15 protein-coding genes are annotated in these 17,696 nt (G+C 59.1%); 9 read left to right on the top strand and 6 right to left on the bottom strand.

Annotation, left to right across the window (positions count from 1 at the left end):
• Positions 1-9: 9 nt before the first annotated feature.
• The 5 genes from ACTIE1_RS04010 to chvE form a co-directional block, all read right to left on the bottom strand.
• Entirely contained in the window at positions 10-924 is a 915-nt protein-coding gene (locus ACTIE1_RS04010; protein WP_439561799.1) for a Gfo/Idh/MocA family protein, read from the bottom strand.
• On the bottom strand, positions 924-2,666 hold the full coding sequence (gene araD / locus ACTIE1_RS04005) for an L-arabinonate dehydratase (protein WP_439561798.1): 1,743 nt from the start codon (positions 2,664-2,666) through the stop codon (positions 924-926). Before araD ends, ACTIE1_RS04010 begins: the two co-directional genes overlap by 1 nt.
• Before the next feature lie 19 nt (positions 2,667-2,685).
• Positions 2,686-3,915, bottom strand: a complete 1,230-nt coding sequence (gene mmsB / locus ACTIE1_RS04000; RefSeq protein ID WP_439563269.1) for a multiple monosaccharide ABC transporter permease — start codon at positions 3,913-3,915, stop codon at positions 2,686-2,688.
• Position 3,916: 1 nt separating this feature from the next.
• Positions 3,917-5,449 (bottom strand): multiple monosaccharide ABC transporter ATP-binding protein, encoded by a 1,533-nt coding sequence (gene mmsA, locus ACTIE1_RS03995; protein ID WP_439563268.1) that lies wholly within the window; start codon positions 5,447-5,449, stop codon positions 3,917-3,919.
• 85 nt (positions 5,450-5,534) lie between these two features.
• The gene (chvE, locus tag ACTIE1_RS03990) at positions 5,535-6,584 is read right to left on the bottom strand and encodes a multiple monosaccharide ABC transporter substrate-binding protein (protein ID WP_439561795.1); all 1,050 of its coding nucleotides are present in this window, start codon (positions 6,582-6,584) and stop codon (positions 5,535-5,537) included.
• Positions 6,585-6,730: 146 nt separating this feature from the next.
• On the opposite strand from chvE, the gene ACTIE1_RS03985 reads away from it, so the two are divergent.
• A complete protein-coding gene (locus ACTIE1_RS03985) occupies positions 6,731-7,648 on the top strand; it encodes a LysR family transcriptional regulator (RefSeq protein WP_439561794.1) in 918 nt (305 codons plus the stop codon).
• On the opposite strand, the gene ACTIE1_RS03980 is transcribed toward ACTIE1_RS03985, so the two are convergent.
• Positions 7,611-8,714 (bottom strand): LacI family DNA-binding transcriptional regulator, encoded by a 1,104-nt coding sequence (locus ACTIE1_RS03980; protein WP_439561793.1) that lies wholly within the window; start codon positions 8,712-8,714, stop codon positions 7,611-7,613. The two genes, ACTIE1_RS03985 and ACTIE1_RS03980, sit on opposite strands and share 38 nt — an antisense overlap.
• A gap of 218 nt (positions 8,715-8,932) precedes the next feature.
• Here ACTIE1_RS03980 and ACTIE1_RS03975 point away from each other — a divergent pair, with 218 nt between their 5' ends.
• The 8 genes from ACTIE1_RS03975 to ACTIE1_RS03940 all read left to right on the top strand — a co-directional run bounded on the left by ACTIE1_RS03975 (position 8,933) and on the right by ACTIE1_RS03940 (position 17,677).
• Positions 8,933-10,168: an ABC transporter substrate-binding protein gene (locus ACTIE1_RS03975; protein ID WP_439561792.1), complete on the top strand. Its 1,236-nt coding sequence runs from the start codon at positions 8,933-8,935 to the stop codon at positions 10,166-10,168.
• 73 nt (positions 10,169-10,241) lie between these two features.
• Positions 10,242-11,153, top strand: a complete 912-nt coding sequence (locus tag ACTIE1_RS03970; RefSeq protein ID WP_439561791.1) for a carbohydrate ABC transporter permease — start codon at positions 10,242-10,244, stop codon at positions 11,151-11,153.
• Complete coding sequence (locus tag ACTIE1_RS03965) at positions 11,150-12,037, top strand: carbohydrate ABC transporter permease (RefSeq protein WP_439561790.1); 888 nt, start codon at positions 11,150-11,152, stop codon at positions 12,035-12,037. The genes ACTIE1_RS03970 and ACTIE1_RS03965 overlap by 4 nt, the downstream gene beginning before the upstream one ends.
• Positions 12,038-12,041: 4 nt before the next feature.
• A complete protein-coding gene (locus tag ACTIE1_RS03960; protein WP_439561789.1) occupies positions 12,042-13,127 on the top strand; it encodes an ABC transporter ATP-binding protein in 1,086 nt (361 codons plus the stop codon).
• Between the two features lie 33 nt (positions 13,128-13,160).
• On the top strand, positions 13,161-13,910 hold the full coding sequence (locus ACTIE1_RS03955; protein WP_439561788.1) for a sugar phosphate isomerase/epimerase family protein: 750 nt from the start codon (positions 13,161-13,163) through the stop codon (positions 13,908-13,910).
• Positions 13,911-13,920: 10 nt separating this feature from the next.
• Entirely contained in the window at positions 13,921-15,042 is a 1,122-nt protein-coding gene (locus ACTIE1_RS03950) for a Gfo/Idh/MocA family protein (RefSeq protein WP_439561787.1), read from the top strand.
• Complete coding sequence (gene mgrA / locus ACTIE1_RS03945; RefSeq protein ID WP_439561786.1) at positions 15,039-16,088, top strand: L-glyceraldehyde 3-phosphate reductase; 1,050 nt, start codon at positions 15,039-15,041, stop codon at positions 16,086-16,088. The genes ACTIE1_RS03950 and mgrA overlap by 4 nt, the downstream gene beginning before the upstream one ends.
• Entirely contained in the window at positions 16,085-17,677 is a 1,593-nt protein-coding gene (locus ACTIE1_RS03940) for a glycoside hydrolase family 43 protein (RefSeq protein ID WP_439561785.1), read from the top strand. The genes mgrA and ACTIE1_RS03940 overlap by 4 nt, the downstream gene beginning before the upstream one ends.
• Positions 17,678-17,696: the final 19 nt, after the last annotated feature.

Here is a 17,696-nt window from a genome sequence, read left to right as displayed (position 1 = left end):
GGGATGTCCTTAGAAATGGAATGGGTCGACAGGGACACGCGTGCCAGCCATGAACGCATCAGCCACCAGCGTCAGGGGGCGCATGTCCATGTCGGACTCGCCTGCGTGAACAAGCTGCGCCATGCGTTGATAAAGGCGCGGATATTCGCCCGACAGCGCATCTGCGGGCGGGTTGCAGGGCGTGCCATCCAGCAGCATACGCGCGCCCCCATCATGCAATTCCAGCGTGCCCTGATCGGTTTCAAGACTCATCGACCATGTTTGCGGGCCGGTCTGGCGCCAGTCGAAATCGGCACTGATATTGTTACTGAACGCCAGTTGTGCGGCAATCGGCATCTGGCGGTTTTGCGGCACTTCCAGCGTGGCGGCGCGCAGATGCACAGCACAGGGCAGGATTTCGGTCAGGATGGACAGCGCGTTTATGCCCGGGTCGAACACGCCCATGCCGCCTGCATCAAACACCCAGTCCTGACCGGGGTGCCATTTGCGCACATCCTCGCGCCATGTAATGCGTCCTGACGTCACGGTTTTGTCTGCCAGCCATGCTTTTGCTGGGGCCACCATCGCGGCCTCGCGGCTGTGCCATGTGGCGAACACCCCAAGGCGGGCGGTTTGGGCGATGGCCTGCAAGGTCGCGCATTCCGACAGTGTGGCGCCGGGGGGTTTTTCCAGCATGACATAGCGTCCCGCCCGCAAGGCTTTCGCGGCCAGATCGAAACGCGGGGCAGGCGGCACACACAGCGAGATGACACGAATATCACTGCGCGCGGCCAGCATGGCGTCCAGATCGGTCCATGCCTCGACCCCGTCGACGCTGCCATTGCGCGACACTGTTGCGGCCAGTTCCCAATCGGGGGATGCGCGCAATGCGGGCACATGCTGGTCAAGGGCAATTTTTCCAATTCCGACAAGGGCAATTTTCATCAGTGACTGTCCCTTCCGACGGGGGCGCCACGGCACCCTTTCAGGAAATCAAGATCGGCGCCTGTGTCGGCCCCTTCGACATGGTGAGCATGCAGCCATGCATAGCCGGATGCGGGCAGGGGCACGGGCGGGGTCCACCCTTCCAGCCGTGCGGCCAGTTCGGCATCGCTTATGTCCAGATGCAGGCGGCGTGCTGCGACGTCCAATTCGATCATGTCGCCGCTTTTCACCACCGCCAGCGGCCCGCCTGCCGCCGCTTCCGGCGAAGTGTGCAAAACGACTGTCCCATAGGCCGTGCCCGACATGCGCGCATCCGATATGCGCACCATATCGGTGATGCCTTTCTTCAATATCTTCGGCGGCAGGCCCATATTGCCCACCTCGGCCATGCCGGGGTAGCCCTTGGGGCCGCAGTTTTTAAGCACCATGATGCAATGCTCGTCAATGTCCAGATCGGGGTCATTGATGCGGGCCTTGTAATCGTCGATATCTTCAAACACCACCGCGCGGCCACGGTGCTGCAACAAATGCCCCGATGCGGCAGAGGGTTTCAGCACGGCACCTTTGGGCGCAAGATTGCCGCGCAGCACGACAATGCCGCCTTCTTGTGTCAGGGCATGCTCAACAGGCAGGATAACATCGGGGTTGTGGTTCACCACATGTTGCAATTCATCCCAGATCGGTCCGCCCGACACTGTCAGCGCGTCCTTGTGCAGCATTCCAGCCTCGCCAAGACGGCGCAGCACAACCGGCAGGCCACCGGCATAGAAAAACTCCTCCATCAGGTATTTGCCTGATGGCATCAGGTTGACAATGGTGGGTACACCGCGGCCGCAGCGGTCCCAGTCATCAAGGCTCAGGTCGATGCCCACACGCCCCGCAACCGCCATCATATGGATCACCGCATTGGTGGACCCGCCGATTGCGGCATTGGTGCGGATGGCGTTTTCAAACGCCTGTTTGGTCAGAATATCGGACGGTTTCAGATCATCCTTGACCATCTGGACAATGCGCCGTCCCGACAGTTGTGCCATGACACGGCGGCGCGCATCCACGGCCGGAATGGCGGCATTGCCCGACAGCGCCATGCCCAACGCCTCGGCCATCGATGCCATGGTGGACGCGGTGCCCATGGTGTTGCACGACCCCGGCGAGCGTGACATGGACGCTTCCGCTTCCAAAAACTCCTCCGGGGTCATTTCGCCGGCCTTCACTGCCTCGGAGAATTTCCACAAATGCGTGCCCGACCCAACGCGTTCGCCGCGGAAATGCCCGTTCAGCATTGGCCCGCCACTGACAAGGATCGATGGCAGGTCGGTGGATGCGGCCGCCATCAGCAAGCTGGGCGTGGTCTTGTCGCAGCCCGCCAGCAACACGCAGCCATCCATGGGCAGACCGCGCATCTGTTCCTCGATGGACATGGCGGCAAGGTTGCGAAACATCATCGCCGTGGGGCGGAACCCCGATTCCGACGCCGAGAAGGCAGGCACTTCGACCGGCAGGCCGCCCGCCTCGTAAATGCCCGCGCGCACCTTCTGGGCCAGATCGGCCAGATGGGCATTGCACGGCGTCAGTTCCGACCACGTGTTCAGAATGGCAATAACGGGGCGGCCATCGAACATGTCATGCGGGATGCCCTGGTTTTTCATCCAGCCCCGATGATAAATCGCATCGCGCCCTGTGCCCCCGAACCATTCCTGTGACCGCAGTTTTCGGGGCCATTTTGCCGGTGTGAAAGTCATATCCTACCTCTTGCCCGAATTATACACGTTTGCTTTTGTTGTAGACATCGAAGATGACGGCAGCCAGCAGCACCAAGCCCTTGATCATTTGTTGATAATCAATGCCAATGCCCATGATCGACATGCCGTTGTTCAACACCCCCATCAGGAATGCGCCCACCACGGCGCCCACAATCTTGCCGACCCCGCCCGACATGGACGCCCCCCCGATGAAGGCGGCCGCAATCACGTCAAGTTCCAGTGCGAACCCCGCCTTGGGCGTTGCGGTATTCAGGCGCGCGGCGAAAACCAGCCCTGCGGCCGCCGCCAGAACACCCATATTGACGAAGGCCAGAAAGGTCAGCCGCTCGGTCTTGATGCCCGAAAGTTTCGCGGCCTTTTCATTGCCGCCAACCGCGTAAATCTGGCGGCCAATGACGGTGTTTTCGGTCAGGAAGGCATAGATAATCGTCAGCACGCCCATGGTCAGCAACACATTCGGCAGCCCGCGAAAACTGGACAATTTGTATGTGATGAACACCAATGCGGCGGCTACGATGACATTGCGGACAACGAAGAAGGCGAACGGCTCGTCCACCACGCCAAAACTTCTGTTACGCGCGCGTTTTTTTACGCCCATCCAGACAATGACCGCCGCCGCAACCACGCCCGTCAGCAGGGCCAGAATATTGACGTTTCGTTCGCCAAACAGCACCGCCAGCGACTGGCCCCATGTCGCCGGAAACGGGTCTGCAACAAAACCTGTGGCGATGACCTGAAATTCACGCGGGAAGGGGCCGACAGACTGGCCTTGCAGCAACCACAGTGACAGCCCGCGAAACACCAGCATGCCTGCCAGCGTCACAATGAAGGACGGTATTTTCCAATAGGCGATCCAGTATCCCTGTGCCGCCCCGATCAGCCCGCCGGTAATCAGGCAGATGACAATCGCCAGCATCAGCGGCAGGCCCATCGACACAATCAGCACCGCCGCCAGCGCCCCGATGAAGCCCATGACCGACCCCACCGACAAGTCGATATTGCCGGACACGATAACAATCAGCATTCCAAGCGCCATAATGACGATATAACTGTTTTGTAGCAGCAGGTTGGTAATATTCACGGGCCGCATCAGCGTGCCGTTGGTGGTGATCTGGAAAAACACCATGACTGCGATCAATGCGAACAAAAGACCATATTCGCGCAGGTGGTTTACCAGATATTCGCGCATGGATTGCGCTGTTCCTGCTTGTGCATTTGCCTGTTGCATATCAGACTTTCTCCGATCTGGTGACAATCATGGACATGATGCGTTCCTGACTGGCGTCATCTGCCGCCAGTTCGCCCATGATGGCCCCTTCATTCATGACGTAAATCCTGTCGCACATGCCCAGCAGTTCCGGCATTTCCGAGGAGATCATGACGACCCCTTTGCCTTGTGCGGACAATTCATTGATCAGGCCGTAAATTTCAAATTTCGCACCCACATCGATGCCGCGTGTCGGTTCATCAAGGATCAATACCTCTGGGCCGGAAAACAGCCATTTTGACAGAACCACCTTTTGCTGGTTCCCGCCTGACAGGTTCATGACGCGCTGGTGCACGCCCGGCGTGCGGATGTTCATGCTTTTGCGATAGCCTTCGGCCACCTGTGCCTCTCTCGCCTCGTTCAGCAGACCGTTGCTGGCCACAGCGTTCAGGTTGGCCAGTGTAATATTGCGCTGGATACTGTCTTCCAGAATCAGCCCCAGCGACTTGCGGTCTTCGGTGACATAGGCCAGCCCTGCCGCAATGGCCGCGCTGACGGTGTTCAGCTTGACGGGGGCGCCGCGCATGCGCACCTCGCCCTGAATATCGCGGCCATAGGACTGGCCAAAAATGCTCATGGCCAGTTCCGTGCGGCCCGCCCCCATCAGCCCCGCAATGCCCACAACCTCGCCCTCGCGGACATTGAAGGACACATCCTTGATGGCCATGCGTTCGGGGAAATCGGGGTGGCGCACGGACCAGTTCGCCACATCCAGCAACACAGGCCCCGCACGGCGTTCGCGCGGGGGGTAGCGCTGCGCCATGTCACGCCCGACCATATCGCGCACAATGCGGTCCTCGGTAATTTCGTCTGTGTCCGCCCGCAGGCTGGACACGGTGCTGCCATCGCGGATAACCGTGATACTGTCAGCCACCTTGCGGATTTCATTCAGTTTATGGCTGATGATGATCTGCGTCATTCCGCGCGATTTCAGTTCCAGCATCAGATCCAGCAGCGCATCACTGTCGGATTCCGACAGGGCTGCGGTCGGCTCATCAAGGATCAGCAGGCGCACATCCTTGGCCAGGGCTTTCGCAATCTCGACCAGTTGCTGTTTGCCCACGCCCAGCTTTTCCACCAGCATGTTCGGCGCATCGCTAAGACCCACGCGCGCCAGCAATTCGCGCGTGCGGCGCGTGGTTTCATGCCATTGGATATAGCCGTTCTGGCTGATCTCATTGCCCAGAAACAGGTTCTCGGCAATCGACAGCAGTGGCACCAAGGCAAGTTCCTGATGGATGATGATGATCCCGCGCGCTTCGCTGTCCTGAATGGACCGGAATTCAGCCAGCGCGCCGTCATAGTGGATTTCGCCGTCGTAACTGCCTACCGGATAGACGCCTGACAGCACCTTCATCAGGGTTGATTTGCCCGCGCCGTTTTCGCCGACGATTGCATGGATTTCCCCTTCGGCAACCGACAAGGTCACATTGTCCAGCGCCTTGACGCCGGGAAAGGATTTGGAAATCCCGCGCATTTCTAGAAGCGGCTTCATACTGCCCCGCCCTTTGTTGCGGTGATGCGCATGCCTTGATGATTGCCCCAAGGCATGCGCGTGTTCCGTGATTGGGAAACTGGCGTTAGCGCAGCTGCTCTTCGGTGTAGTAGCCCGACCCGATCAGGACTTCTTCCCAGTTCGAGGCGTCTACCGAAACCGGCTCCAACAGGAAGCTGGGCACGACCTTGACCCCGTTATCATAGGTTTCAGTGTCGTTGATTTCCGGCTCGCCCCCGCCAAGCAGGGCATCAACCATGCCAACTGTCACCCGCGCTAGTTCGCGTGTGTCCTTGAACACGGTCGAATACTGCTCGCCTGCCAGAATGGATTTTATGGACGGAATTTCGGCATCCTGCCCTGTCACAATCGGCATTTCCAGATCACCCGATCCATAACCGACCCCCTTGAGCGAGGAGAGGATGCCAATCGACAACCCGTCATAGGGCGACAGAACACCATGTACTTCGGCATCGGTATAATGTGCGGAAAGCAGGTTATCCATGCGTGCCTGCGCAACCGCCCCGTCCCAGCGCAGCGTACCAACACGGTCCATGCCCATCTGGCCGGACACAATGTTTACCGTGCCGTCATCGATCAGTGGCTGGATCACCGACATGGCACCGTTATAGAAGAAAAACGCGTTGTTGTCGTCGGGCGAACCGCCGAACAGTTCCACATTCCAGGGCCCCGACCCGAAGCGTGATTCCAGCCCCGAGATCAGCGATTCTGCCTGCTGAACGCCAACCTGGAAATTGTCGAAGGTCGCGTAATAGCTGACATGTTCGCTGTCGCGGATCAGCCGGTCATAGGCGATGATGTCAATCCCCGCGAAATGGGCGTTTTCCAGTGCGTTGGACAAGGTTGTGCCGTCGATCGCTGCAATGACCAGCACATCCACCCCGTTGGTGATCATGTTTTCAATCTGGGCCAGCTGGTTTGGAATATCGTCTTCGGCATATTGCAAAATGGTCGAATAGCCCGCGTCCTCGAACAGGCCGACCATTGCATCGCCATCTGCGATCCAGCGCGCGGATGATTGTGTGGGCATGGCAATGCCGATAAGCCCTTCGGCCATTGCGCCAGTGGCCAGCGTCATTCCGACCACGGATGCGGTCACAAGTTTATAAGTCATTATCTACTCCTCCCAGAGAAATGCTGCGATGCGGTCGGGATTGCCGCCGACCATTGGCACCGGCTTGGATATGTTAAGGACACGAGGCATTGCCATCAAATCATATTAATTGAATTACCCATATCACTCCTGATATGCATTTAACTATGCTGTCCCTGTCCCGCCTCAAACCCGGTCACCTGAAACTGCTTTTGCGGATTGCGGAAACTGGCAAGCTGCAAATCGCGGCGGACCAGATGGCGATTTCTCAGCCCGCGGCCTCGCGCATACTGGCTGAAGTCGAGGCAGATATCGGCGCGCCGATATTTGAACGCCTGCCGCGCGGAATGACGCCTACGGAAACGGGACGTTCGTTTTTGCGGCGGATAAGCATGATCCTGTCCGAATTCGAAGGGCTGGAACAGGAAATGGGCATGATCCAGTCAGGGCAGTCGGGGCGCGTGCGCATAGGTGCCGTGACCGGGCCTGCTGTGGGCTATGTGGTGCCTGCGATTGCCCATATCCGCGAACAAACCCGCAATCTGGATGTGACAATCCATGTCGCACCATCGGCAGATCTGGTCCGTGGTCTTGAAGAACGCCATTTCGATTTCATCATCGCGCGATTACCACCGGGCTATGATGCCACCGATCTGGACCTGAACCCCGCCCGCACGGAGCGCGTTGTCCTGCTGGCCAACAAGCAACACCCGCTTGCGGGCCGCAAGGCCTGTGCGCTGGCGGATTTGCGTCAATATGAATGGGTTATGCAGGAACGCGGCGCCCCGATCCGGCAGGCGGTCGAAAACACCTTTCGCACAGCCGGTCTGGCCTTGCCCGACATTGTGTCGAACAGTTCATCCCTGCTGGTTGCCCTGACCATGCTGTCGGCGGGGAATGCCATTACACCACAAGCGCAGGAAGTCGCCGAACTGCTGGGCGCGAACGGTATTGGCGCGCGTCTGGCCGTGCTGGACATTGCGCAGGACATCAACGTGGAACCGTATTTCATCATCCGGCACAAACACCATGCCAGCACAGCCGCCGTCATGCGGGTTTATCATCGGGTTCTGGACATTCTATAGGTGGTGTTTCGGGGTTTGCATGGCCATTCACAAGGCCAGCAACCGGCGGGCTGGCCGTTGTGGCCCGTTCAATCAGGGTGACCGGCGCATAGATGATATGGGCGCCTTCGGTTTTCTGTTCGCCGCGCAAACGCGCCAGCAGTTCCTGCGCGGCCAACCGGCCAAGCCCTGCGCGGTCCTGACGAATGGTCGTCAGTCCGGGTTCCGCGAATGCCGCCATTTCAATATCATCAAACCCTACGACAGATATGTCATCGGGCACATTGACCCCGCGTTGTTTGCATCGCGCAACGAAACTAAGGGCCATCGCATCTGATGCGCAGAAAATTCCTGTCGGCCGCGGGGTCATGGCCAGAATCCTGTCAGCCGCCTGTGCGCCCGCCCCCAACGAGAAGTCGCCCGGAACAACCCAATCCTGCCGGATGTCCAACCCATGCGTGGCGCATCGCTGCAAAAACGCCGACTTGCGCACCTGCGCCAGAATATTGTCCTGCGGTCCGGCAACATGCGCGATGCGCTGATGGCCCTGCGCCACCAGATGGTCAACCGCCAGCCTTGCCCCCAGACCATTATTGCTGCGAATCGAGGGCAGTGGCCATTGGTCGGACCATTCGCAACAAAACACTACGTTGCGCATCATGTTTGCCCCGCGCAAGGCCCTTGCGGTCGTGGCGGACATGTCCCCGTCAAGGGTGATCATGCCATCCACGCTGCCATTCAGAAAACAATCGGCGACGGCCTGTTCGGACGCGCCGGGTTGCTGGCTGTCGAATACCAGAACGGAATATCCGTTCGCGGACAACACGTCGTTCATGCTGGACAGGATCGCTGAAAAGAACGGGTTGCCCAGATTGGGGACCAGCACCAGAACCGCCCCCGCACGGCGCGTGCGCAAATTCCGCGCGGCCGCATTCACGCGGTAGCCGGTCACTTCGATCGCGTCGAAAACCCTGGCGCGCGTGGCCTCGCTCAGGCGGTCGGGTTGGGTCAGGGCGCGGCTGACGGTGGCGGTTGACACCCCTGCAACATGGGCGACGTCCTTGATCTTTGGCGGGGGCTTTTGCATCCGTGGTCCGGACCCTTGCTGGAAGTGTGAGTACAAATTTCTTGACAGATAGTTTCGACTGATTGAAGGTGTTGTAATCGATTACATAGTGATTCACCTTCGGAGGAGTTGTTTTGCAAGACTTAATGTAATCGATTACATAGCGCGGGCAAGACATTCTTGAAAATTTCCGCGCGGCACCGTGACATACGTGGCTTATGCCGTTCAGGGAGGAACGCATGAAAAAAACATTTGCATTGCTGGCATCAACCAGCCTGATTTCCGTAGGGACAACTGCCCTTGCCGTCGATCTGGAGGTGACGCATTGGTGGACATCCGGCGGCGAGGCGGCCGCTGTCGCCGAATTCGCGCGCCTGTTTAATGAAAACACCGACCACACTTGGGTTGATGGCGCGATTGCCGGCGCAGGCGGCACCGCGCGCCCCATTATGATCGGGCGCATCACTGGCGGTGACCCGATGGGCGCGACCCAGTTCAACCACGGTCGTCAGGCCGAAGAACTGGTCGAGGCGGGCTTGATGCTGGACCTGACCGATCTGGCCGAGGCCGAGGGCTGGCGCGATTTTGTGAACCCCACATCGCTGCTGGACAGCTGCACCATTGACGGGCGCATCTATTGCGTGCCGATCAATATCCATTCCTGGCAGTGGCTGTGGCTAAGCCATAAGGCCTATGAAGATGCAGGCGTGCCGGTTCCCACCAATTGGGAAGAATTCATCGAAGCCGCGCCCGCACTGGAAGAGGCAGGCAAGATCCCGCTGGCCATGGGCGGACAGCCCTGGCAGGCAACCGGTGCATTTGGCGTGATGGCCATCGCGCTGGCCGGGACCGACGCATGGAAGGCCGTGCATATCGACCAGAACGCCGAAGTGGCCGCAGGCCCCGAATTTGCCCGCGTATTTGAAGCAGCGGCGCAGGCGCGTGCATTTTCCGCGCGGTCCAATGTGCAGGACTGGAACCAGGCCACCAATATGGTGATTTCCGGTCAGGCTGGCGGGCAGATCATGGGCGACTGGGCGCAGGGCGAATTTCAGGTCGCTGGCCTTGTCGCGGGCGAGGATTATTCCTGCCTGCCCGGTCTGGGTATGAACGAAATCATTTCGACCGGCGGTGATGCGTTCTATTTCCCGCTGATCAACAACCCCGAAGTGCAAGCCGCCCAGCTGGAGCTTGCCTCGATGATGATTTCGCAAGAAGCGCAGGTTGCCTTCAACCTGAAAAAAGGGTCGCTTCCGGTGCGTGGCGATGTCGATCTGGAAGCGGCGAACGACTGCATGCAGCGTGGGCTGGAAATTCTGGCGACAGGTAACATCCTGCCCGATGCGAACCAGACCTTTTCGCCCGATACGCAAGGCCAGATCGAGGATCTGATGGTCGAATTCTGGAATGATCCCAGCTATTCCGCCGAAGATGCCCAGCGCCTGTATGCGGAAATAATCGCGCGCGCGGATTGATGAAATGGCCGGGGCTCCCTGACGCAGGGTGCCCCGGTTATTCAAATGCATTTCCCGATACCGGAGGATCAAGATGTCAAGCGCAAGACGCGCTCGTGATGGCGTACGCCCGCCAATCCGCCTGCTGCGCAATCTTTCATCCAAGCTTGCGGCCATTCCAATGGTGCTTGTGGGCCTTGGGGTTTTCGTGGGGGGCACAATCTGGACGGTTGTGCATTCCTTCACCGACTCGCGCCTGCTGCCACGGCTGAACTGGGTTGGATTTGACCAGTATGAACGCCTGTGGAACACCCGCAGATGGTTGGTCTCCATCGAAAACCTTGCCATATACGGCATTGTTTCGCTGGTTCTGACAATGTGTCTGGGGTTCCTTCTGGCGGCGCTGCTTGATCGCAAGATCCGCTTTGAGGATACGTTCCGCACGATCTTCCTGTATCCTTTCGCATTGTCCTTCATTGTGACAGGTCTGGCCTGGCAATGGATATTGAACCCCGAATTCGGCATTCAGTCGATCATTCGCGGAATGGGCTTTACCAATTTCAACTTCGACCCGTTGTATAACCCCGATCTGGTGATCTTCGGTTTGCTGATTGCGGGGCTATGGCAGGGAACGGGGCTGATTATGGTCATCATGCTGGCAGGCTTGCGCGGCATCGACGAAGACATCTGGAAAGCCACCCGCGTGGACGGGATTCCGGTCTGGAAAACCTATATCGTCGTGATCATTCCCATGATGAAACCCGTTTTCGTGACGGCGCTGGTTCTGGTTACCAGCGGGATTGTGAAACTGTATGATCTGGTCGTCGCCATGACATCGGGCGGGCCGGGCATCGCGTCAGAGGTGCCCGCGAAATACGTCTATGACACGCTGTTCACCCGCCAGAATCTGGGACAGGGTTTCGCCGCATCGACCATGATGTTGGTCACTGTCGCGATAATCCTGATCCCCTGGGCCTATATGCAATATCGGGAGAAGCGCCAATGACCGCTGTTACCCCTCGTGGCGCGAAGCCCAAGAAGGTATTTTCACCGCGCAATATCATGCTGTATGGCGCCCTTATCGTCTTTAGCCTGTATTACCTGCTGCCCCTTTATGTGATGATTGTCACATCATTGAAGGATATGGCCGAAATCCGTGTCGGCAATATCTTCTCGGCACCGGTCGAAATCACGTTCCAGCCTTGGGTCAAGGCATGGTCACAGGCCTGTACCGGCATTAACTGTGACGGGTTGTCACGCGGGTTCTGGAACTCCATTCGCATCCTGATCCCGTCGCTGATCCTGTCGGTATCGGTTGCGGCGCTGACGGGGTATGTGCTGGCCTGCTGGCGGTTCAAAGGGTCGGAAGTGTTTTTCGGCATCCTGTTGCTGGGCGCGTTTATTCCCTATCAGGTGCTGCTGTATCCATTGGTCATCATCTTGCGCGAACTGGGGCTGTTCGGGTCGCTATGGGGGCTGGTGCTGGTGCATACAGTTTTCGCCATGCCAATCAACGTGCTGTTGTTCCGTAACTATTTCGTCGCCCTGCCGGAAGAACTGTTCAAGGCCGCGCGTGTTGATGGTGCCGGCTTCTGGGGTATTTTCTTTCGCATCGTGATCCCCATGTCGCTGCCGATTTTCGTGGTGTCGGGCATTATTCAGGTGACCGGCATCTGGAACGACTTCCTGTTCGGCGTGGTCTACACGCGGCCCGAAAACTACCCGATGACGGTGCAGCTGAACAACATCGTCAATTCGGTGCAGGGGGTGAAGGAATATAACGTCAACATGGCGGCAACGCTGCTGACGGGGCTGGTGCCGCTGGCAGTCTATTTCTTCTCGGGCAGGTTATTCGTTCGCGGCATCGCAGCCGGCGCAGTCAAGGGTTAATGACATGAAACATTCTATCGAAATCAAGGACCTGAAACTTGCCTTTGGCGCTGTCACTGTGCTGGAAGATCTGAACCTTCAGGTGGGGCAGGGGGAGTTTCTGGTGTTGCTGGGATCGTCCGGTTGCGGCAAGTCCACGCTGCTGAACTGCATCGCGGGGCTGCTGGATGTGACCGACGGGGAAATCCACATTCAGGGCCATAACGTGACATGGGAAGAACCGTCGAAACGCGGCATTGGCATGGTGTTCCAAAGCTATGCGCTGTATCCGCAAATGACGGTCGAGGGGAATCTGGCCTTTGGACTGAAAAACGCCCGCGTGCCCAAGGACGAAATCGCCAAACGCATCGCGCGCGCCGCCGAGGTGTTGCAGATCGAACCCCTGCTGAAACGCAAGCCCGGCGCGCTGTCGGGCGGACAGCGCCAGCGTGTCGCCATCGGGCGGGCGCTGGTGCGGGATGTGGATGTGTTTTTGTTTGACGAACCGTTGTCCAATCTGGATGCGAAACTGCGCGCCGATTTGCGGGTCGAGATCAAGCGCCTGCACCATACATTGAAAAACACCATGATCTATGTGACCCATGATCAGGTCGAGGCAATGACGCTGGCCGACCGCATTGCGATTATGAAGGGCGGGCAGATCATGCAGCTTGCCCCGCCCGCGGAAATCTACAACCGGCCCGTGAACAAATATGTGGCAGGGTTCATAGGCTCGCCCGCGATGAACCTGATCGAGGGGGATCTGGACGCGGGGTCATTGCAGTTTGACACTGGCCGCGGCATGGCGTTCGCGGTCCAGGGCTATGAATTCGGCAATGGCCCCACATCCGGCCGCGTCTGGCTGGGGCTGCGTCCGGAACATGTGCATTCCGGCACGATGGCACAATCGCAACCGGTGCATCTGGATGCGTATGTCGACATGGTCGAACCTATGGGGTCGGATACGCAGGTCTGGGCCAAGGTTGGTCAGCAGGACTTGCGGTTCCGGATGGACGGACAGGCCAAAGTGGACATTGGCGACACGGTGCCAATCGGGTTTGACCCTGCGCGCCTGTCCATGTTCGACAAGAAAAGTGAAATGCGCCTGTAGCATTTCAAACACAAATCCAAGAAGGAAAACACAATGGATGTTTCATTCCAGCTTTATTCCGCGCGCAATTTCACCCCGTGGGACGGGGTGTTGGACCAGCTTGCGGCGCTGGGCTACACGCAAGTCGAAGGATTTGGCGGCGTCTATGATGATGCGCCTGCCTTCCGCGCGGCGCTTGATGCGCGCGGGCTAAGCATGCCGTCCGCGCATTTCTTCCCGCTGGCCAGTTTCGAGGACCAGTTCGACAAGACTATCGCCAATGCCAAGGCGCTGGGTGTTCAGCAGCTATATTGCCCCGCCCCCGACGACGCCTATCGCAGCGGCGTTGATGCGCAGGCATGGCGCGATCTGGCGGCCCGGCTGGACACGGCGGCCAAACGTGTGCAGAATGCGGGCCTGCGTTTTGGCTGGCATAACCATCATTGGGAATTCATGCCACTGGACAGCGGTGAAATTCCCATGGCGCTGCTGCTGGACGGGGCACCATCCATGGAATGGGAAGCCGATATTGCATGGATTGTGCGCGGCGGCGGGGACCCGCTGGACTGGATCGCCAAACACGGGGCGCGCATCACCGCCGCCCATGTCAAGGACATCGCCCCCGACGGGCAATGCGAGGACGAGGACGGCTGGGCCGATGTGGGCCATGGCACCATGGACTGGCCTGCCATCATGGCTGCATTGCGCAACGCAGGTGTCAGTCTGTTCGTGATGGAACATGACAACCCCAATGATCTGGACCGTTTCGCGCGCCGTTCGATCACAAATTTCCGCCAATTCTAAGGGGCAAAGCATGACAAAAACACTGGGTATCGGCGTTTTGGGCTGCGGCAACATCTCGGCCGCGTATATGCGCCTTGCGCCGCTGTTTCGCGGCATTGAAATGCGGGCCTGCGCCGATCTGAATGCAGATGCAGCCAAGGCGCGCGCTGCCGAATTCGGCCTGCGTGCCGAAACCGTTGACGGGCTTCTGGCGGCAGATGATATTGATATCATCGTAAACCTGACCGTGCCTGCCGCACATTTCGACGTGTCCATGCAAATTCTGGACGCGGGAAAACATGTCTATTCCGAAAAGCCGTTCGTCCTGTCACTGGAAGAAGGGCAGAAACTGGCGGAAAAAGCCGCGCAGAAGGGCCTGCGCGTAGGCTCTGCGCCCGACACATTCATGGGCGGCGCACATCAACTGGCACGCCATCTGGTGGATTCGGGGCGCGTGGGCAAGGTCAGTTCCGGCACCTGTTTCGTGCAAAGCCCCGGCATGGAAATGTGGCACCCCAATCCGGATTTCTTCTTCAAGCCCGGCGGCGGGCCGATCCTGGATCTTGGGCCATATTATATTTCCAACCTTGTGCAGCTTCTGGGTCCAGTCGCGCGTGTGACCGCCATGAGCATGAGCGCGCAGGCCGAACGCACCATCACGTCCCAGCCCCGCCATGGCGAGAAGATTGCCGTGGAAACGCCGACCACCATCCATGCAATCTTGCAGTTCCACTCAGGCGCGCAGGTCACCTATTGCGCCAGTTGGGACGTGTGGCAGCACGGGCATGCGCCAATGGAACTTTATGGCGCGGATGGCACGCTGCATGTGCCCGATCCCAATTTCTTCGGCGGCGAGGTGCGCATGACGTCCAAGGCCGTGTTCACATCGGCAGGGGTGGCATGGGACCACCCGTTCGGGCGCGCCAATGACGGCGCAAATGCCAATTACCGCGCCGCAGGGCTGGCGGATATGGCGCTGGGCATTGTGGAGGGGCGCGCGCATCGGTGTTCGCTGGAATTCTCGTTGCATGTGGTGGATGTGATGACGGCAATCCTGAACGCGGCCGAGGCCGGGCAGGTTCTGGACATCACCACCACGTGCGACCGCCCCGAGGCCCTGTCGCCCGAAGGTGCGCAGGCGTTGCTGGCATGAGTGTGTATTGCGCCAATGACGACCGCTATACGCGGATGCAATACCGCCGCTGCGGCGCGTCCGGGTTGATGCTGCCGGCTGTGTCACTGGGGCTGTGGCACAATTTCGGCGATGACACCCCGCATGAGGTGAAACGCAGCATTTGCCAGACAGCATTTGACCATGGCATCACGCATTTCGATCTGGCCAACAATTATGGCCCGCGTTCGGGGGCTGCGGAATCCGCCTTCGGGGAAATCCTGCGCACGGATTTCGCGCCCTACCGGGATGAGTTGGTGATTTCCACCAAGGCAGGCTACCGTATGTGGCCGGGGCCTTATGGCGAATGGGGCAGCCGCAAATATCTGGTATCATCCTGCGATGCGTCGTTGAAACGTATGGGGCTGGAGTATGTGGATATTTTCTATTCCCATCGTTTTGATCCCGACACGCCACTGGAAGAAACCATGGGCGCGCTGGATTACATCGTGCGCTCGGGGCGCGCGCTTTATGCGGGCATATCCAGCTATAATTCCGAACGCACCCGTCAGGCGGTGGCCATTCTGAAGGATCTGGGCACGCCTTGCGTGATCCACCAGCCAAGCTACAACATGCTGAACCGCTGGGTGGAACGCGACGGGTTGAAAACCACATTGCAGGATCTGGGTATCGGATCCATCGCGTTCACACCCCTTGCACAAGGCATGCTGACCACCAAATACCTGAACGGCATTCCCGAAGGCAGCCGCGCCAGTCAGGGCAAATCGCTGGCCACTGGCATGATCAGTGAACGCGCGATCGAAAATATCCGCAAGCTGAACGACATTGCAGCCACCCGTGGCCAGACACTGGCGCAAATGGCCATCGCATGGGTGCTGCGCGGTGGCGGCATTACCACCGCGCTGATCGGGGCCTCCAGCCCGTCGCAGGTGGTGGATTGCGCGGGTGCGGTGGGCAATCTGGACTTTACCGATGCGGAACTGGCGCAGATTGACCGCTGGGCCGATGAGGAGAACATCAACCTTTGGGCGCAATCATCAGAACTGGACAAGGACGCAACCCCATGATCCGCAACCCTATTCTGCCCGGTTTCAACCCCGATCCGTCGATTTGCCGCGTGGGCGATGATTACTTCATCGCCACATCGACCTTTGAATGGTTCCCCGGTGTGCAGATCCATCATTCCACCGATCTGGTGAACTGGGATCTGGCGTGCAGGCCATTGACGCGCGCCAGCCAGTTGGACATGCGCGGCAATCCCGACAGTTGTGGCATCTGGGCGCCCTGCCTGTCCTATGCGGACGGGCTGTTCTGGCTGGTCTATACCGATGTCAAACGACTGGACGGCAATTTCAAGGACGCACATAACTACATCGTCACGGCACCCGACATTTCGGGGCCGTGGTCGGACCCGATCTATGTGAATTCATCAGGGTTTGACCCGTCGCTGTTCCATGATGATGACGGGCGCAAATGGTTTGTGAACATGCAATGGAACCATCGTGGCCGGTCCGTTGGCGGGCAGCCCAAAAGCCCCGCCTTCGACGGAATCCTGTTGCAGGAATGGCACTCCGAACACGGGCTGACAGGTCCGGTGCGCAACATTTTTCCGGGCAGCGCGTTGGGGCTGGTCGAAGGGCCGCATCTGTTCAAGCGGGGGGGCTATTATTACCTGACCACCGCCGAAGGGGGCACAGGCTATGGCCATGCGGTCACAATGGCGCGGGCCACGCAAATTGACGGCCCGTATGAATTGCACCCCGACACGCATCTGATCACGTCCAAGGACCACCCCGATGCGCCCTTGCAACGCGCAGGCCATGGCCAGATCGTGGAAACCCCGCAGGGCGACGTGTATCACACGCATCTATGCTCGCGTCCGTTGCCGGGGCGGTTTTCCCCCTTGGGGCGTGAAACCGCGATTCAGAAATGTATCTGGGCCGATGATGGCTGGTTGTATCTGGCGCATGGCGGGCCGGTGCCCGCGCTGGATGTGCCCGCCCCTGTCGATGTGGACCCAAGGCCTGCGGCCGCGATACACCGCAGGTTTGACGAACCGGACCTGCCGCCGGAATTCCAGTGGCTGCGCAGCCCGCAGCCGGAACGCCTGTTCACCCTGACCGGCGATGGGCTGTGCCTGCACGCCCGCGAAAGCATTGGCAGCTGGTTTGAACAATCGCTTGTCGCGCGCAGGCAGGAACACCTGCAATACCGCGCAGAAACCGAACTGGCCGAATTTGCGCCCGATACCTACCAGCAGGCGGCGGGGCTGGTCACCTACTACAATCGCAGCAAGTTCCATTTCGCCGCCGTGACATGGGACGAAGAACTGGGCCGGTGTCTGACAATCATGTCCTGCGCCGGTGACTGGCCCGATGGCGCGCTGCACTGGCCCTGCGATCCGGTGGCGTTGAAGGATGGGCCTGTGTGGCTGGCGGTCAAGGTCAGCCGCGCGGTGCAGCAATTCTACTGGCATCAGGGTGGCGACTGGGTGGCCCTTGGGCCTGCGCTGGATGCATCCGTCATTTCCGACGAAGGCGGACGCGGGGAGCATGGCTCTTTCACCGGTGCCTTTGTCGGTATGGCCGCATTTGACATCACCGGACGCGCGCAACCGGCGCTGTATCGCAGTTTCGACTACATCCCCGAAGCATAGCGGCCCCGATTGCGGCCCT

This window comes from Roseinatronobacter sp. (genome assembly GCF_051859525.1).
Taxonomy (GTDB): domain Bacteria; phylum Pseudomonadota; class Alphaproteobacteria; order Rhodobacterales; family Rhodobacteraceae; genus Roseinatronobacter.
The sequence above is the reverse complement of the archived record's forward strand: the minus strand, read 5'-3'. Positions and strand labels throughout refer to the sequence as shown.

What these genes read in the sequence shown, in the direction of transcription:
- ACTIE1_RS03960 (WP_439561789.1), top strand. Translation starts at nt 12,042, where the DNA reads ATGAAACATTCTATCGAAATCAAGGACCTGAAACTTGCCTTTGGCGCT.
- mgrA (WP_439561786.1), top strand. Translation starts at nt 15,039, where the DNA reads ATGAGTGTGTATTGCGCCAATGACGACCGCTATACGCGGATGCAATAC.
- ACTIE1_RS03970 (WP_439561791.1), top strand. Translation starts at nt 10,242, where the DNA reads ATGTCAAGCGCAAGACGCGCTCGTGATGGCGTACGCCCGCCAATCCGC.
- ACTIE1_RS03980 (WP_439561793.1), bottom strand. Translation starts at nt 8,714, where the DNA reads ATGCAAAAGCCCCCGCCAAAGATCAAGGACGTCGCCCATGTTGCAGGG.
- ACTIE1_RS03975 (WP_439561792.1), top strand. Translation starts at nt 8,933, where the DNA reads ATGAAAAAAACATTTGCATTGCTGGCATCAACCAGCCTGATTTCCGTA.
- ACTIE1_RS03965 (WP_439561790.1), top strand. Translation starts at nt 11,150, where the DNA reads ATGACCGCTGTTACCCCTCGTGGCGCGAAGCCCAAGAAGGTATTTTCA.
- ACTIE1_RS03940 (WP_439561785.1), top strand. Translation starts at nt 16,085, where the DNA reads ATGATCCGCAACCCTATTCTGCCCGGTTTCAACCCCGATCCGTCGATT.
- ACTIE1_RS03955 (WP_439561788.1), top strand. Translation starts at nt 13,161, where the DNA reads ATGGATGTTTCATTCCAGCTTTATTCCGCGCGCAATTTCACCCCGTGG.
- ACTIE1_RS04010 (WP_439561799.1), bottom strand. Translation starts at nt 924, where the DNA reads ATGAAAATTGCCCTTGTCGGAATTGGAAAAATTGCCCTTGACCAGCAT.
- araD (WP_439561798.1), bottom strand. Translation starts at nt 2,666, where the DNA reads ATGACTTTCACACCGGCAAAATGGCCCCGAAAACTGCGGTCACAGGAA.
- mmsB (WP_439563269.1), bottom strand. Translation starts at nt 3,915, where the DNA reads ATGCAACAGGCAAATGCACAAGCAGGAACAGCGCAATCCATGCGCGAA.
- ACTIE1_RS03950 (WP_439561787.1), top strand. Translation starts at nt 13,921, where the DNA reads ATGACAAAAACACTGGGTATCGGCGTTTTGGGCTGCGGCAACATCTCG.
- mmsA (WP_439563268.1), bottom strand. Translation starts at nt 5,449, where the DNA reads ATGAAGCCGCTTCTAGAAATGCGCGGGATTTCCAAATCCTTTCCCGGC.
- chvE (WP_439561795.1), bottom strand. Translation starts at nt 6,584, where the DNA reads ATGACTTATAAACTTGTGACCGCATCCGTGGTCGGAATGACGCTGGCC.
- ACTIE1_RS03985 (WP_439561794.1), top strand. Translation starts at nt 6,731, where the DNA reads ATGCTGTCCCTGTCCCGCCTCAAACCCGGTCACCTGAAACTGCTTTTG.